At 64.7% G+C, this 15,565-nt stretch carries 12 protein-coding genes and 1 tRNA gene; 6 read left to right on the top strand and 7 right to left on the bottom strand.

Translation table 11 applies throughout. The features are described from left to right. The first annotated feature begins 100 nt into the window (after positions 1-100). From clpX to IVA74_RS26700, 5 genes are all read left to right on the top strand, one after another. Positions 101-1,372, top strand: a complete 1,272-nt coding sequence (gene clpX / locus IVA74_RS26720; protein ID WP_045003136.1) for an ATP-dependent Clp protease ATP-binding subunit ClpX — start codon at positions 101-103, stop codon at positions 1,370-1,372. A 325-nt stretch (positions 1,373-1,697) separates the two neighbouring features. Further along, positions 1,698-4,121, top strand: a complete 2,424-nt coding sequence (gene lon / locus IVA74_RS26715; protein WP_247349356.1) for an endopeptidase La — start codon at positions 1,698-1,700, stop codon at positions 4,119-4,121. A 74-nt stretch (positions 4,122-4,195) separates the two neighbouring features. Then, positions 4,196-4,600 (top strand): GFA family protein, encoded by a 405-nt coding sequence (locus IVA74_RS26710; protein WP_247349486.1) that lies wholly within the window; start codon positions 4,196-4,198, stop codon positions 4,598-4,600. A 63-nt stretch (positions 4,601-4,663) separates the two neighbouring features. Continuing rightward, positions 4,664-4,739, top strand: a tRNA-Val gene (locus tag IVA74_RS26705). A 67-nt stretch (positions 4,740-4,806) separates the two neighbouring features. After that, positions 4,807-5,667, top strand: a complete 861-nt coding sequence (locus IVA74_RS26700; protein WP_247349355.1) for a methyltransferase domain-containing protein — start codon at positions 4,807-4,809, stop codon at positions 5,665-5,667. Between the two features lie 107 nt (positions 5,668-5,774). Here the strand turns inward: IVA74_RS26700 and IVA74_RS26695 are convergent, their stop codons facing one another. From IVA74_RS26695 to IVA74_RS26670, 6 genes are all read right to left on the bottom strand, one after another. Continuing rightward, on the bottom strand, positions 5,775-6,749 hold the full coding sequence (locus IVA74_RS26695) for a cation diffusion facilitator family transporter (protein WP_247349354.1): 975 nt from the start codon (positions 6,747-6,749) through the stop codon (positions 5,775-5,777). Positions 6,750-6,751: 2 nt separating this feature from the next. Continuing rightward, positions 6,752-9,970: a CusA/CzcA family heavy metal efflux RND transporter gene (locus IVA74_RS26690; RefSeq protein WP_247349353.1), complete on the bottom strand. Its 3,219-nt coding sequence runs from the start codon at positions 9,968-9,970 to the stop codon at positions 6,752-6,754. Further along, positions 9,963-10,940, bottom strand: coding sequence for a divalent metal ion exporter adaptor subunit IhpB (gene ihpB / locus IVA74_RS26685; RefSeq protein ID WP_247349352.1), 978 nt, complete (start codon positions 10,938-10,940; stop codon positions 9,963-9,965). The genes IVA74_RS26690 and ihpB overlap by 8 nt, the downstream gene beginning before the upstream one ends. Beyond that, entirely contained in the window at positions 10,937-12,211 is a 1,275-nt protein-coding gene (ihpA, locus tag IVA74_RS26680; RefSeq protein WP_247349351.1) for a divalent metal ion exporter subunit IhpA, read from the bottom strand. The genes ihpB and ihpA overlap by 4 nt, the downstream gene beginning before the upstream one ends. Positions 12,212-12,266: 55 nt before the next feature. Further along, positions 12,267-12,629 (bottom strand): hypothetical protein, encoded by a 363-nt coding sequence (locus IVA74_RS26675; RefSeq protein ID WP_247349350.1) that lies wholly within the window; start codon positions 12,627-12,629, stop codon positions 12,267-12,269. A gap of 120 nt (positions 12,630-12,749) precedes the next feature. Beyond that, positions 12,750-12,983, bottom strand: coding sequence for a hypothetical protein (locus IVA74_RS26670; protein ID WP_247349348.1), 234 nt, complete (start codon positions 12,981-12,983; stop codon positions 12,750-12,752). Between the two features lie 348 nt (positions 12,984-13,331). Between IVA74_RS26670 and IVA74_RS26665 the strand changes: the two genes are divergently transcribed. Next, entirely contained in the window at positions 13,332-14,219 is an 888-nt protein-coding gene (locus tag IVA74_RS26665) for a hypothetical protein (RefSeq protein WP_247349346.1), read from the top strand. Between the two features lie 57 nt (positions 14,220-14,276). Here the strand turns inward: IVA74_RS26665 and pepT are convergent, their stop codons facing one another. After that, complete coding sequence (gene pepT / locus IVA74_RS26660) at positions 14,277-15,527, bottom strand: peptidase T (RefSeq protein ID WP_247349343.1); 1,251 nt, start codon at positions 15,525-15,527, stop codon at positions 14,277-14,279. Positions 15,528-15,565 lie beyond the last annotated feature (38 nt).

Genomic DNA, 15,565 nt, shown 5'->3' with positions numbered 1-15,565 from the left:
TTTTTGGTACGGAATTTGCTCTATTTAAGCTTCATGCCGATCATCGTGTCGGAATGGAGCGATCGAGCGGAACGGGATCGAACCGCGGACGGAGACATGAATGAGTAAGGTCGGCACGAGCGACTCCAAGAATACGCTGTATTGCTCGTTCTGCGGCAAGAGCCAGCACGAAGTCCGTAAACTGATCGCGGGTCCCACGGTCTTCATTTGCGACGAGTGCGTTGAGCTCTGCATGGACATCATCCGCGAGGAGAACAAATCCTCGCTCGTGAAGTCGCGCGACGGCATTCCGACGCCGAAGGAAATCTGCAAGGTCCTGGACGATTACGTGATCGGCCAGAGCCATGCGAAGAAGGTCCTGTCGGTCGCGGTGCACAATCACTACAAGCGCCTCAACCACCAGACCAAGCACAACGACGTCGAGCTTGCGAAGTCGAACATCCTGCTGATCGGTCCGACCGGCTCGGGCAAGACGCTGCTCGCGCAGACGCTCGCCCGAATCCTGGACGTGCCGTTTACGATGGCGGACGCGACGACGCTGACCGAAGCCGGCTATGTCGGCGAGGACGTCGAGAACATCATCCTGAAGCTGCTCCAGTCCGCCGATTACAATGTCGAGCGCGCCCAGCGCGGCATCGTCTACATTGACGAAATCGACAAGATCAGCCGCAAGTCCGACAATCCCTCGATCACGCGCGACGTGTCAGGTGAGGGCGTGCAGCAGGCGCTGCTCAAGATCATGGAAGGCACGGTGGCTTCGGTCCCGCCGCAGGGCGGCCGCAAGCATCCGCAGCAGGAATTCCTGCAGGTGGACACCACCAACATCCTGTTCATCTGCGGTGGTGCGTTCTCCGGCCTTGAAAAGATCATCTCGGCCCGTGGACGTTCGACCTCGATCGGCTTCGCCGCTCAGGTGCTGGCGCCGGAAGACCGCCGCACCGGCGAAATCTTCCGTCACGTGGAGCCGGAGGATCTCCTGAAGTACGGCTTGATCCCGGAATTCGTCGGCCGTCTGCCTGTCGTGGCGACGCTGGAGGATCTGGACGAGGCTTCGCTCAAGAAGATTCTGGTCGAGCCGAAGAACGCGCTGGTGAAACAGTACCAGCGGCTGTTCGAGATGGAGAACATCGAGCTGACCTTCGCCGACGAGGCGCTTGGCGCGGTTGCCCGCAGGGCGATCGAGCGCAAGACCGGTGCGCGCGGACTGCGTTCGATCCTCGAGGCGATCCTGCTCGAGACCATGTTCGACCTGCCGGGCCTCGAAGGTGTGGAAGAAGTCGTGATTTCGCGCGAAGTCGTGGAAGGAACGGCGCGTCCGCTCTACATCTACGCCGATCGGTCCGATCGCGCCGTCGAGAACGCCAGCGCCTGATTTGCGGCGCTGGAACGCTCCAATCGTCTCATCAATTGAGGGCTGCGGAAAGTACCTCCGCAGCCGGTGTTGTGTCGCTTATTTGCGTGCGTAAGCGCCTGATGGCGCGCGTCTTTCAATGACTTGACACCCCCCGGGTCGATAGCCACCTAATGTCGGCGGCGAGCGAGAATTCTCTTCAAGATTCGCCTCAGTTCCGATCCGGCAGGCCGGTCCAACTTGAGAAAAGGACCGACCGGTTTTGCGGATCACCTCGGCACCTTGTGGCGGTTGCGCATGAGCATGGCGGGCTGCGTGCAAGGGGGCAAAGCAAAAGGAAAAGGCCATGACTAATCCAAAACCCAGGCCAACCATCGTTCATGGCGAAACGCACGCCTATCCCGTGCTGCCCCTGCGCGACATCGTCGTCTTCCCGCACATGATCGTTCCGCTCTTCGTCGGCCGCGAGAAGTCGATCCGCGCGCTCGAAGAGGTGATGAAGAACGATGCGCTGATCATGCTCGCGACCCAGAAGAACGCGTCCGACGATGATCCGGCCCCCGATTCCATTTACGAGACCGGGACGCTTGCCAGCGTGCTCCAGCTCTTGAAGCTTCCCGACGGCACCGTGAAGGTGCTGGTCGAAGGGCTCGAGCGTGCGCGCGTGCAGAAATACACCGATCGCGCCGACTATTACGAAGCGACCGCGATTGCGCTCGCCGACACCGATGCGAAGTCGGTCGAGGCGGAGGCCATGGCGCGCTCGGTCGTGTCCGACTTCGAGAGCTACGTGAAGCTCAACAAGAAGATCTCGGCCGAGGTCGTCGGCGTCGTGCAGGCGATCACCGATTTCGCCAAGCTCGCCGATACCGTCGCCTCGCATCTCGCGGTCAAGATCGCGGATCGCCAGGGCATCCTGGAGACGCTTTCGGTCACGCAGCGCCTGGAGAAGGTGCTGGGCCTGATGGAGAGCGAGATCTCGGTGCTGCAGGTCGAGAAGCGCATCCGCTCGCGCGTCAAGCGCCAGATGGAGAAGACCCAGCGCGAGTATTATCTCAACGAGCAGATGAAGGCGATCCAGAAGGAACTCGGCGACGACGAAGGTCGCGACGAGCTCGCCGATCTCGAAGAGAAGATCTCCAAGACCAAGCTCTCCAAGGAAGCGCGCGAGAAGGCACAGCATGAGCTGAAGAAGCTGCGCCAGATGTCGCCGATGTCCGCGGAAGCGACCGTCGTGCGCAACTATCTGGATTGGCTGCTGTCGATCCCGTGGAACAAGAAGTCCAAGGTGAAGAAGGATCTGGAAGCCGCGCAGGCGGTTCTGGATGCCGACCACTACGGGCTCGAGAAGGTCAAGGATCGCATCGTCGAGTATCTCGCGGTGCAGACGCGCGCCAACAAGCTGACCGGACCGATCCTGTGCCTCGTCGGACCTCCCGGCGTCGGCAAGACTTCGCTCGGCAAGTCGATCGCGAAGGCGACGGGACGCGAGTTCGTGCGCGTCTCGCTCGGCGGCGTGCGCGACGAGGCCGAGATCCGTGGTCACCGCCGGACCTACATAGGCTCGATGCCCGGCAAGATCATCCAGTCCATGCGCAAGGCGAAGTCGTCCAATCCGCTGTTCCTGCTGGACGAGATCGACAAGATGGGCGCCGATTTCCGCGGCGATCCGTCCTCGGCTCTGCTCGAGGTACTCGACCCCGAGCAGAACGCAACCTTCAACGACCACTACCTCGAGGTCGACTACGATCTGTCCAACGTGATGTTCATCACGACCGCGAATACGCTCAATATTCCGGGACCGCTGATGGACCGCATGGAGATCATCCGGATCGCGGGCTACACCGAGAACGAGAAGGTCGAGATCGCGCGCAAGCATCTGATCCCGACAGCGGTGTCCAAGCACGGCCTGGACTCCAAGGAGTTCTCGATCGACGACGACGCGCTGCTGCTGCTGATCCGCCGCTACACCCGCGAAGCGGGCGTACGTAATCTGGAGCGCGAGCTCTCCACACTCGCCCGCAAGGCGGTGAAGGAGCTGATGATCTCGAAGAAGAAGTCGGTCAAGGTCACCGAGAAGACTCTCGAAGAGCTTCTGGGCGTGCCGAAGTACCGCTACGGCGAGATCGAGAGCGAGCCGCAGGTCGGTATCGTCACCGGCCTTGCCTGGACCGATGTCGGCGGCGAGCTTCTGACCATCGAAGGCGTCATGATGCCCGGCAAGGGCAAGATGACGGTCACCGGCAATCTGCGCGACGTCATGAAGGAATCGATCTCGGCGGCGGCCTCCTACGTCCGCTCGCGCGCGATCGTCTACGGCATCGAGCCGCCGCTGTTCGACCGGCGCGACATCCACGTGCACGTGCCGGAAGGCGCGACGCCGAAGGACGGTCCGTCGGCTGGCGTGGCGATGGCCACCGCGATCATCTCGGTCATGACCGGCATTCCGGTCCGCCATGATGTCGCGATGACCGGCGAGATCACGCTGCGCGGCCGCGTGCTGCCGATCGGCGGCCTCAAGGAGAAGCTGCTGGCCGCTGCGCGCGGCGGCATCAAGACGGTGCTGATCCCCGAGGACAACGCCAAGGATCTCACGGAGATTTCCGATGCGATCAAGGGCGGCATGGAGATCATCCCGGTCTCGCGCCTCGACGACGTCGTCGCCAAGGCGCTGGTGAAGAAACCGGTGCCGATCGTCTGGGAAGAAGACACCAAGGTGACGGTGAAGCCGGACGGCGACGAAGCCGCCGGCGGCCTGACCGCTCACTGAGATCGCAGCTCGAAAAAGATGATAAAACGGCGCCTTCGGGCGCCGTTTTTGTTTTGGGGCAGCGGATGAAGCCAATGCACATCGACGGGCAATGCCATTGCGGGCAGATCACCTTTGAAGCCGAGATCGACCCCGAGATGGTGTCGATCTGCCACTGCACCGATTGCCAGACGCTGACGGGCTCGCCGTTCCGGGTGACGGCCGTATGTTCCGGCCTCGATGTCCGCCTGACCGGCGGTTCGCCAAAAATCTACGGCAAGCGCGGCGATAATGGCCGGATGCGCTTTCAGCATTTCTGCGCCGATTGCGGTTCCCCGCTGTTCACCAGCGGCGAGAGTGACCAGGCCGACGATTGGGGCATCCGCTGGGGCAGCATCCGTCAGCGCGGCAAATTGCGGCCCGTCAGGCAGATCTGGTGCCAGTCGGCGGCAGTGTGGATCGACGCGGTACCACTGCTGCCGGGGCGGCCGGGCGATTGAGGCCCAGGAAGTGGAGTTCCGCGCTTGCCCGTTCGGGGCCGGTGGGGATAAAGAAGCGGCGAGGGGCGGTTAGCTCAGTTGGTAGAGCGCCTGCTTTACACGCAGGATGTCGGCGGTTCGAGCCCGTCACTGCCCACCAGCCATCGCTCGCGAAGCGAGCGCCAGCATTGCGGGCCAGCCCAGCGAGCCGTCATATGGGAGGCCCGATGCAGCAGCCAAGCGGACACGAAGAGAACGCAGACCAGATCGCCTATTGGAACGGCCCAAGCGGGCAACGCTGGGCCGATCGCCACGGGGCGCAGGAGAGCCTGCTCGGACCCATTGCCGACGTGCTGATCGACCGCGCCAGGCCGAAGCCGGGTGAGCGCGTCCTCGATGTCGGCTGCGGCTCCGGCGCAACGACGTTCGCGTTCGCGAAGGCTGTCGCGCCGAACGGATTTGCGCTCGGGCTCGACGTCTCCGATCCCATGTTGTCGCAGGCGCGCGCGCTGGCACCGAAAGGTCTCCCGCTCGAGTTCGCACTGGCCGATGCGACGGTCCATCCGTTCGAGTCGGCGAGCTTTGACCTGCTGGCCTCGCGGTTCGGCGTGATGTTCTTCGCCGATCCGATCGTGTCTTTCACCAACCTTCGTCGTGCGCTGAAGCCCTCCGGGCGGCTGGCGTTTGCCTGCTGGCGCGAGCCGAAGGAAAATCCCTGGATGATGGCGCCGCTGATGGCGGTCTACAAACACGTCCCCAAGATGCCGCCGGTCGGGCCCGAGGAGCCCGGGCCTTTCGCCTTCGCCGCGGAAGAGCGCGTGAAACGCATCCTTGGCGGCGCCGGCTTCGTCGATGTCGCGATGGAGCCGCACAATCTCGCGATGGATGTCGCAATCGGCGGCGGGCTCGATGCCGCGGTCGAGGGCTCGCTCCAGATCGGCCCGGCCAGCCGCGCACTGCAGGGCCACCCGCCGGAGACGTATGCTGCCGCAAAAGCCTCGATCCGCGAGATGCTGGCGCCGTTCCTGAAGGGGCAGAGCGTGGCGCTCCAGGGAGCAATCTGGATCGTGACGGCGAAGGCGGCGTAGGCGCAACTCTCTCCGCGCCGTCATTGCGAGGAGCACTTGCGACGAAGCAATCCAGAAATGTGCCCGCAGAGGCAGGCTGGATTGCTTCGCTGCGCTCGCAATGACGATCACACCACATCATCCGGAACCAGCGCGCAGCCATTGTTCGGATGCGTCTCGATCTGAAGCGTGGTGTGGCCGATGCGGAAGGAGGTCTTCAGCATCTGCGCGGTCTCCATCAGAAATGCGTCGCCGGCGCCGGTGGGCATGACGAGGTGGCAGGTCAGCGCCGTCTCCGTTGTGCTGATCGGCCAGACGTGGAGATCGTGGATCCCGGACACGCCGGGACGTGCCAGCAGGGACGCCCTGACCGCGGCGAGGTCGGTGCCTTTGGGGGCTGCCGCCATCGACATGTCGATTGAGCCGCGCAGCAGGCTGGTGGTGCTCCAGAGGATGGTGACGCAGATGACGAGGCTAGTGACGGGATCGAGCCAGAGCCAGCCGGTCCAGATGATCAGCGCCGCCGAGATGACGACGCCGAGCGAGACCGCGGCGTCCGCCGCCATGTGCAGATAAGCGCCCTCGATGTTGATGTCGTCCTTGCGGCCGCGCGCGAACAGCATGGCTGTAAAACCGTTGACGAGGATGCCGATGCCGGCGACCACCATCACGGTGACGCCCGCGACGGGCTCCGGTTCGCGCAGGCGCAGGAACGCTTCCCAGCCGATCGCACCGGTTGCAACCAGCAGGAACACGGCGTTCGCCAGTGCCGCCAGGATGGTGGAGGCGCGCAGTCCATAAGTGAAGCGGCCGCTCGGCGCGCGCCTCGCCGCGATCGACGCGCACCAGGCCACGACCAGGCCGAGCACGTCGGAAAGGTTATGGCCGGCATCGGCGAGGAGGGCGGTGGAGTTGCCGATATAGCCATAGATCGCCTCGGCCACGACCAGCGCGGTGTTGAGCGAAATGCCGATCGCGAACGCCTTGCCGAAATTGGCGGGCGCATGGACATGCGCGTGGCCAGGACCGTGATCGTGACCATGATCGTGGCTGTGGCCGGCATGGTCATGGTGATGATGACCGTGGTGGTCGTGGTTGCCCAATTCTAGCGCTCCCCGGACGCTGCCAAATCAGGCGCTATTGTAGGCGTTTCGGTGCCTGCGTCACGGCGGAACAGCACGTAGAGCGCCGGCAGCACCAGCAGCGTCAGCACGGTCGAGGAGATGATGCCGCCGATCACCACGGTCGCGAGCGGCCGCTGCACCTCGGCCCCGGCCCCAGTGGCAAGGGCCATCGGCACGAAGCCGAGGGACGCCACCAGCGCCGTCATCAGCACCGGACGCAGGCGTGTCAGCGCGCCCTCGCGCACCGCGTCGGCGACGGGGTGGCCCACGCTGCGCAGCCGCTCGATGAAGGCGATGATGACGAGGCCGTTGAGCACGGCCACTCCCGACAGCGCGATGAAGCCGACGCCGGCGCTGATGGATAAGGGGATGCCGCGCAGCAGCAGCGCCACGACGCCGCCGGTCAGCGCCAGCGGCACGCCGGAGAACACGAGAGCCGCATCCGCCGCCGATCCCATGCCCATAAACAGCAGCAAGAATACCAGCAGCAGCGCCACCGGCACCACGAGCGTCAACCGCTTGGTGGCGGAGACAAGCTGCTCGAATTGTCCGCCCCAGCCGATCCAGTAGCCCGGCGGCAGCTTGACCTTTTCCGCGACGGCCGCCTCGGCCTCGGTGACGAAGGAGCCGAGATCGCGCGCGCGGACATTGGCGGTGACGACGATGCGCCGCTTGCCGTTCTCGCGGCTGATCTGGTTGGGGCCGGGCGTCGCATCGACGGTAGCGACCGACGACAGCGGCACATAGCGCATCTGGGCAAGGGGCGAGGCGGGCAAGGCCGTCCGGATCGGCGCGCTGGACGCCGCTTCCTCACCCGGCGGCAGCGGGATGGGAATTGCCCGGATCGCCTCGAGATTGCCGCGCAGATGCTCCGGCAGGCGCACGACGATGTCGAAGCGGCGGTCGCCCTCGAACAGCTTGCCGGCCGACTTGCCGCCCACCGCGATCTCGACGATGCCCTGCACCTCGCTGATGCTGAGCCCGTATCGGGCGAGCGCCTGGCGGTCGAGGCGGACGGTGAGGATCGGCAGGCCCGAGACCTGTTCGATCTTGACGTCGCTGGCGCCGCGGATGCCGTGGATCGCGGCCTCCACCTGTTTTGCCGCGCCTTGGAGGATGTCGAGGTCATCGCCGAAGATCTTGACGCCGACGTCGCTGCGCACGCCGGAGATCAGCTCGTTGACACGGAACTGGATCGGCTGGGAGATTTCATAGGCGCTGCCGGGGATGTCGTCGGCGGCACGGTCGATAGCCTCGATCACGTCCGACTTGGGCTTGTCCGGGTTAGGCCATTCGACGCGCGGCTTCAGCATGATGTAGCCGTCGGTCTGTGCCGGCGACATCGGGTCAGTCGCAATCTCCGCGGTGCCGATGCGGGTGAAGAACTCCTTCACCTCCGGAATCTGCTTGATGCGCTTTTCCAGCGCCTTTTGCAGGTCCAGCGACTGGGTCAGGCTGGTGCCGGGAATCCGGATCGAGGCCAGCGCGACGTCGCCTTCGTCCAGGCTCGGGATGAACTCGCCGCCCATGCGCGCGGCGGCAATGCCGCTTGCGGCCACGATGATGGCGGCCATGATTGCGACGCTGAGGCGATTGTCGATCGCAAGCCGGAGCAGGGGCCGGTAGGCGCGCTTCGCCACCCGCATGAACAGGTTTTCCTGTTCGGACACCTTGCCGGTGACGAAGATGGCAACCGCCGCCGGCACGAAGGTGACGGAGAACAGCACCGCGGCGCCCAGCGCCATCAGCACTGTCAGCGCCATCGGCGTGAACATCTTGCCTTCAACGCCCGTCAGCGTCAGCACCGGCAGATAGACCACCGCGATGATCAGCGTTCCGAACAGGCTCGGCTTGATGACCTCGCTCGATCCGCGCCGGATCGCGCGCAGCCGTTCGGAGATCGTGAGCAGGCCGCCTTTCTCGCGCTGGGCCTCGGCCAGCATACGCAGGCAGTTCTCGACGATGATCACGGCACCGTCGACGATGACGCCGAAATCGATCGCGCCCAGGCTCATCAAATTTGCACTGACCTTGGTCTCGACCATGCCGGTGATCGTCATGGCCATGGACAGCGGAATGACGCAGGCCACCACCAGCGCGGCGCGGATATTGCCAAGGATCAGGAACAGCACGGCCACAACCAGGGCCGCGCCCTCCAGCAGGTTGTTCTCGACCGTGCGGATGGTGGCCTCGACCAGATGGGTGCGGTCGTAGACGGTCCGCGTCACGACGCCGTCGGGCAGCGATTTGGCGATGTCTTCGAGCCGGGCCGCGACACGGCGCGCCACCGTGCGGCTGTTCTCGCCGATCAGCAGCATGGCGGTGCCGAGCACGGTTTCCTCGCCATCGCGCGTCGCGGCTCCCGTGCGCAGATCGCGGCCTTCGGTGACGGTGGCGATATCCCTGATCCTGACGGGATTGCCGCCGCGCGAGCCGATGACGATGTCCCGGATCTCGCTGACATTGCCGACCTGGCCCGGCGAGCGAACCAGATATTGCTCGCCGTTGCGCTCGATATAGCCGGCGCCGACATTGGCATTGTTGGCGGCGAGCGCCGTCATGACGTCGCGAAAGCCGAGCCGGTAGGCCATCAGCTTGCCGGGGTCGGGCAGCACGTGGAATTGGCGCTCGAAGCCGCCGATGGTATTGACCTCGATCACGCCAGGTACATTGCGAAGCTGCGGCTTGATGATCCAGTCCTGCACGGTGCGCAAATCGGTCAGCGAGTAGTCGTGACCGCCCTGCGTCTTCGCGCCCGCCTTGGCCTCGACGGTGTACATGAAGATTTCGCCGAGTCCGGTCGAGACCGGGCCCATCGCGACCTCGACGCCGGCCGGAAGCTGGTCTTTCACCTGCTGGATGCGTTCGCCGACAAGCTGGCGGGCGAAATAGATGTCGGTGCCGTCCTTGAAGACGACCGTCACCTGGCTCAGGCCGTAGCGCGACAGCGAGCGGGTGTAGTCGAGTTTCGGCAGGCCACCCATCGCGGTCTCGACGGGGAAGGTGATGCGTTGCTCGGTTTCCAGCGGCGAATAGCCGGGCGCGCGGGTGTTGATCTGGACCTGGATGTTGGTGATGTCGGGTACGGCGTCGATCGGGAGGCGCTGGAAATTCCAGGTCCCGAAGGCAACGGCGCCGAGCGCGAGCAGCAGGACCAGCCAGCGCTGCTGCAGCGAGACGGCGATGAGACGCTCAATCATGCTCGGCCTCGCCCTTGCCCATTTCCGCCTTCACGACGAAGCTGTTTTCCGCGACGTAATGCTCGCCGGCTGAAAGGCCGGCCTTGATCTCGACATGGCGGGGATCGGAATCGCCCAGCTCCACGGGGCGGGCCTCGATCTTGTCGCCGTCCTCGCGGACGAACACGATGGTCCGGTTCTCCAGCGTCTGGATCGCGCTTCGGCGCACGGCGACCGCGACGTTGCGCGCGGCGAGGATCAGCCGTGCCGTGACGAACAGGCCGGGACGCAAGCGCCCGTCCGGATTTGGCAGCACCACGCGCGCCAGCGCGGTCTGGGTCTCGCTGCTGCCGATCGGCGCCATGTAGGAGATCGTGCCCTTGATCTCGCCGCGGCCGTCGTCGGGATCGATCAGCACCTCGTCGTTGAGGCGAACGCGCCGCAGGTCCTGCCGATAGATCGACAGATCGACCCAGATGCTGGAGAGGTCGGCGACGACGAAGGCCGGTTTCTGTTCGGAGGCGTATTCGCCGAGCGAGATCTGCCGCTCGATGATAGTGCCGGCAATCGGCGCCTTGAGCTCGTAGACGGTGAGGCTCTGGTTGCTCTCGATCGCGGCGAGCAGATCGTCCTTGCCGACCTTGTCGCCGATGCGCTTCTGGATCGATTTGGCAACGCCGGGAAAGCGCGGCGTCACCTGCACCACGGCTTCCTGGTTGGCGCGCAGGACGCCGTTGAAGGCGAGCGTGTCGGTTAGCGTGACGCTCGCAGCTTCCGCCAGCGTCACGCCGGCGGCGGCAAGCTTGACGTCGGAGATCCGGATCCGGTCGGCGCCGTGCTCGTCCTGCTCGACATGGTCGTTCGGCTTCTCCGGCTTTTTGTCCGCGCTGTGTTCGGCATGCTCGACCCTGGTTGGGGCGAGCAGGGAATAGCCGTAAGCGCCGAGTGCGGCGGCAACGACGGCGACAAGGACGATGGAGGACGTCTTCATCGTGCGCTCTCCCGCGCCAGCGTGAAGGGATTGCCGACGAGGCCTTCGATGGTCGCCACCCCCGCATGGAAGTTCTGGAGCGCCTCCTGCTCGCGCAGCCGCGCCTGGGTGACGCTCGCCTGGGCGTCGAGCACTTCGAGCAGGGTGAAGCGGCCCTGGCCGTAGCCTTGCGCGATTGCGTCCGAGGCTTCGGTGGCCTTGGGAATGGCGCTCTCGCGCAGCACCGAAAGCTCGCGCAGCGAGCCCTGAAGCGAGTCGTAGGCGCGGCCGGCGACCACGATCAGCGTGTTGCGGTTGGCCTCGCGCTCGGCCTTGGTCTTGGCAAGGCTTTCCTGTGCCGAGAGGATATTGCCCTGGTTCTGGTCGAACACGGGAATCGGCACCGAGACGGTGAGGCGCGCCGCGTCGTCAGTGGTCTCGTTGAAATGTCGCCAGCCGGCAGCGATCCGCACGTCGGGATAGGGCCTGAGCCGCGCCAACAACAGCTCGGCGTTGCGCTGGGCATAGATCGCGGTCCAGCGCACCAGCTGCGGATTGGCATCGATGGCGGCGACGACCGACTGGAAGGTCGGCGGCCGTCCCATGGTGTCGAGCCGGCCGGAGACCTCGCCGAATTTCGCTGCCGCGTCGCCCATCAAGACCGCAAGCTCGCGCCGGGCGCTCGCCAGCGTCGCCTTGAAGCGTTCGCGGTCGGCCTTCACCAGGGCGGAAGCTACCTCGGCACGGCCGGTCTCGGCCGGCGAGGAGGCGCCGGCCTCGACGCGGCGGCGCAAAAGCGGCGTCAGCCGGTCGATGGCGGCGATCTGCTCGTCGAGGATCTGGATACGCCGCTGTGCGCCGAGCACGCTGAGGAAGGCGATCGCCGTCTCCGAGAGCACCTCCAGCCTGACGGCCTTGCCCTGGATCGCGGCAACCTCGATGCCGGCGACGCCCGCGGCGATCCGCGCGTCGCGCTTGCCGAACAGCTCGAAGGCCTGGCTGATCTGCAGCGTGGTCTCGGCCGATCGCGTGCCGCGATAGATGCCGGACCCGAACGAATTGTCCTGTTCGTAGGACAGTTCCGGATTGAGAAGCGCACCTGCCTGGATGCGCTGGCCCGTGGCGATTCCGACGTCGCGCTCCGCCGCGGTCAGCCGCGGGCTCGTGGCCAGCGCGCGCGAGAGCGCGCTTCGCATCGTCAGTGTCTGGGCGTGGGACGGCGCAAGCGCCAATCCGCCAATCAGACACGCTGCCGCGCACGCCAGGCGCGCGGCCATTCCCCTGCAAAACATGAAATCGACCTGTGAAGGATGAACCTAATGGGCGCGCGGCGCCCGACCAATCCGTTCAGGCAATATGTTTGGGAGGCGGGGAGTCGGTATCGGGGACAATGCCGGCGAGCCGGGATACGCGTTGCGGGCGCGATGCAGACACGAGCGCGGTCGATGCGGCCGGCGGCGCCGGCTGCGCGACCATCACCGAGAAGCAGCCATGGCAATGATGCCCGCCGATGGCCTTGTGGTCGCTGTGATCTGAGGAGCCATCAATGACCGCAGCAATCTCCGAGCCGCCGCCGGGCGTGGTGACGTCGATGTCGTGCAGGCCGTGCAGCGTTCCCGCGAGCAGATAGACAACCGCGATCAGCACAGACATCAGCCCGCGCCAGTTGCGCGGGCGGCAAGATCCTGAGGGCTGGCGGTTCGCGAGCACGAAGTCACTCTGATTGCGGTCTGCGTCCGGCCTAGCATGGGCGCGGGAATAGTGTCGACCCGCAACATTGTTACGTCCCTGGCGCAATTGCCGCAGCAGTGGCGGAGACGCCAGCGCTTCTCATTGACGGGTGATCAGGCTCAGTTGAGCATCGGCTGGCGCTCCGCGTGCCAGCTCCGGAATGTCGCCGGTGTCGCCGGCTTCGACCGTGACGACGGCGCGACAGCTGGCTTCCATTGCCCGTTCCAGCCATTTGATGGCTTCATCGATCCACTGGTCGTGGTGCTCGGGATCGGCGATCGCCTTTTCCCGGAATGCATCTGCCTGATGAAGGCACGCGGTTCTGCGATCCACGCGGCTCTCCCGATCCGGAGTCCCGCCCCGGTCGCATCTTCGATGATCCCAGCGCCGGCGTCGCTAACATAGGACAGGGAGCCCAGCTCAAAACAAAGGCCCCCGGCTCCGGTGTTGACCGGCTGGGCCTCGTGCTCGCAACTTCATCCTTGGGCTCACACCCAACCCGACTCCGGTGAGTTCGTTCCTGTCGGCTGCAAAAACTAGGAACGTTCCGTCTTCCTCCTCATTAGCGAGCAGGGGAAAATCGAGGAGGACGCACCATGAACGGACTGATTTATCTCGTCGGCTTGATCGTGGTGATCATGGCTGTCTTGTCGTTATTCGGCCTGCGTTGAGAGAGCTGATATGACCATCGAAGCTCTCGTGCAGGAAGAAGTCACCGAAGGTCGTCCGCGAGTCGCCGAAGACCGCTGGAGCATCCAATGGAGTTCTATCGTCGCAGGCGCATTCGCCGCCGCCGCGTTGTCCTTCATCCTGGTGAGCTTTGGCGTCGCTATCGGGCTCGGCATCAGCTCGACGTCGCCGACATGGCGCGACGCATCAGCGGCTCTGGCGCTTCTTTCGGGGTTGTATTTGATTTTGCAGGCGATCGCCAGTTTCGGCTTCGGCGGCTATATCGCGGGCCGCACCACGCGTCAGGCGGCCGCAGTTTCGGCCATCGATGACGATGGCGAGCGGTGGGACGGGCTCCATGGCCTGATGTCATGGGCGCTTGCCGTACTGATCGGCGGCGTTTTCCTCGCCTTTCTCGGTGCGGGCACAATTGACCGCTCTCCGGCACGTTCGTCGTCAGGCAACGCGACCGCAGCCGAGCCGCTTTTAGGTTATGAACTGGACAAGCTATTCCGTGCGCGTCGACCTCCGACCGATCTCGGGGAAACGCGCGCTGAAGCCGGACGTATCCTGATGACGTCGTCGAGCCACAGCGGCGTCAGCGGCGACGATCGAACCTATCTTGTGCAGCAGGTTACAGCGTTGACGGGACTGACCGGGCCGGACTCCGAGCGTCGGGTCGACGCCGCGATTGCGGACTCCCGGACGGCGATCAACCGTACGCGACACAGCTCGATCATCCTCGCATTCTCGGTTGCAGCCGCAACTCTGATCGGGGCCGTGGTAGCCTGGGCTGCTGCTGTTGCCGGCGGACGGCATCGCGATGGAGAGCCGCTGCCGAACTGGATCGTAAGTTCCAACCGCTTCCATCGCACTTCTCGCGCGAAGCCGGTGCCGTAAAGGCTGCGGCCTGCGCTTGTGGCCGGGAGCAAGCCCGGCCACGGCGTCTGCGCGTATCTACGCTTTCTCCTCCCAGATCATCGCGAGATGCACGATGGTCTGCACGGCTTTCTCCATGTCCTGCCGGCTGACCCATTCGAGGCGCGAGTGAAACGCGTGCTCGCCGGCAAAGATGTTGGGGCAGGGAAGGCCCATGAAGGAGAGCCGGGAGCCGTCGGTACCGCCGCGGATCGCGGTGCGCATCGGGCGCAGGCCGGCGCGGCGGATCGCTTCGATGGCGTATTCGAGGATGTGGGGATGACGATCGATCACCTGCTTCATGTTGCGGTACTGCTCTCGCACCTCGAACCTGTAGGTCGAGCGCGGATAGTCCTTCATCACGTCCTTGACGATGTTCTCGAGCAGGACTTCCTTCTCCTTGAGCCCTTCCTCGGTGAAGTCGCGCACGATGAAGGAGAGCGTTGCCTGCTCCAGTGCGCCCTCGATGCCGATCGGATGCAGAAAGCCCTGCTTGCCTGAGGTCGTCTCGGGCGAGCAGCCTTCCTTCGGGAGCCGCTCGACGATGGCCGCCGCGATCTTGATCGCGTGCTCCATCTTGCCCTTGGCATAGCCGGGATGGGCGCTGACGCCGTTAATGGTGATGACGGCGCCGTCGGCGGAAAAGGTCTCGTCCTCGACGCAGCCCGCGCTCTCGCCGTCCATGGTGTAGCCGAACTCGGCGCCGAGCTTCGTCAGGTCGACATTGTCGACGCCGCGGCCGATCTCCTCGTCGGGCGTGAACAGGATCTTGATGGTGCCGTGCTTCACTTGCGGATTGTTGATGAAGAAATGCGCGGCATCCATGATCTCGGCGACGCCGGCCTTGTTGTCGGCCCCGAGCAGCGTGGTGCCGTCGGTGGTGATGATGTCGTTGCCGATCTGGTTCTTCAGCGCTGGATGCTCGGCGAAGCGGATCACCTGGCTGGTGTCGCCGGATAGAGTGATATCGCCGCCGCGATAGTTGTTGACCACCTGCGGCTTGACGTCCTTGCCGGTAACGTCGGGCGAGGTGTCCATGTGCGAGCAGAAGCAGATCACGGGCACCTTCTTGTCGGTGTTCGCCGGGATCGTTCCGTAGACGTAGCCGTAATCGTCGAGATGGGCATCGGCAACGCCCATGTCTCTAAGCTCGGCGGCGAGCACACGGCCGAGGTCTTTCTGCTTCTCGGTCGACGGGGAGGCCGGGGATTCCGGATCGGATTGGGTGTCGATGAGGACGTAGCGCAGGAAGCGCTCGGTCACGGTATGCGAAAAGGTGAGGGAGGACATTTCTGGTCAAACCGCCGGGTCAGGGGAGAGAGGCGGTA

The organism is Bradyrhizobium sp. 132 (assembly GCF_023074185.1).
In the GTDB taxonomy this organism is placed as follows: domain Bacteria; phylum Pseudomonadota; class Alphaproteobacteria; order Rhizobiales; family Xanthobacteraceae; genus Bradyrhizobium.
Note: the sequence above shows the minus strand (reverse complement) of the source record. Positions and strands in the feature narration are given on the sequence as shown.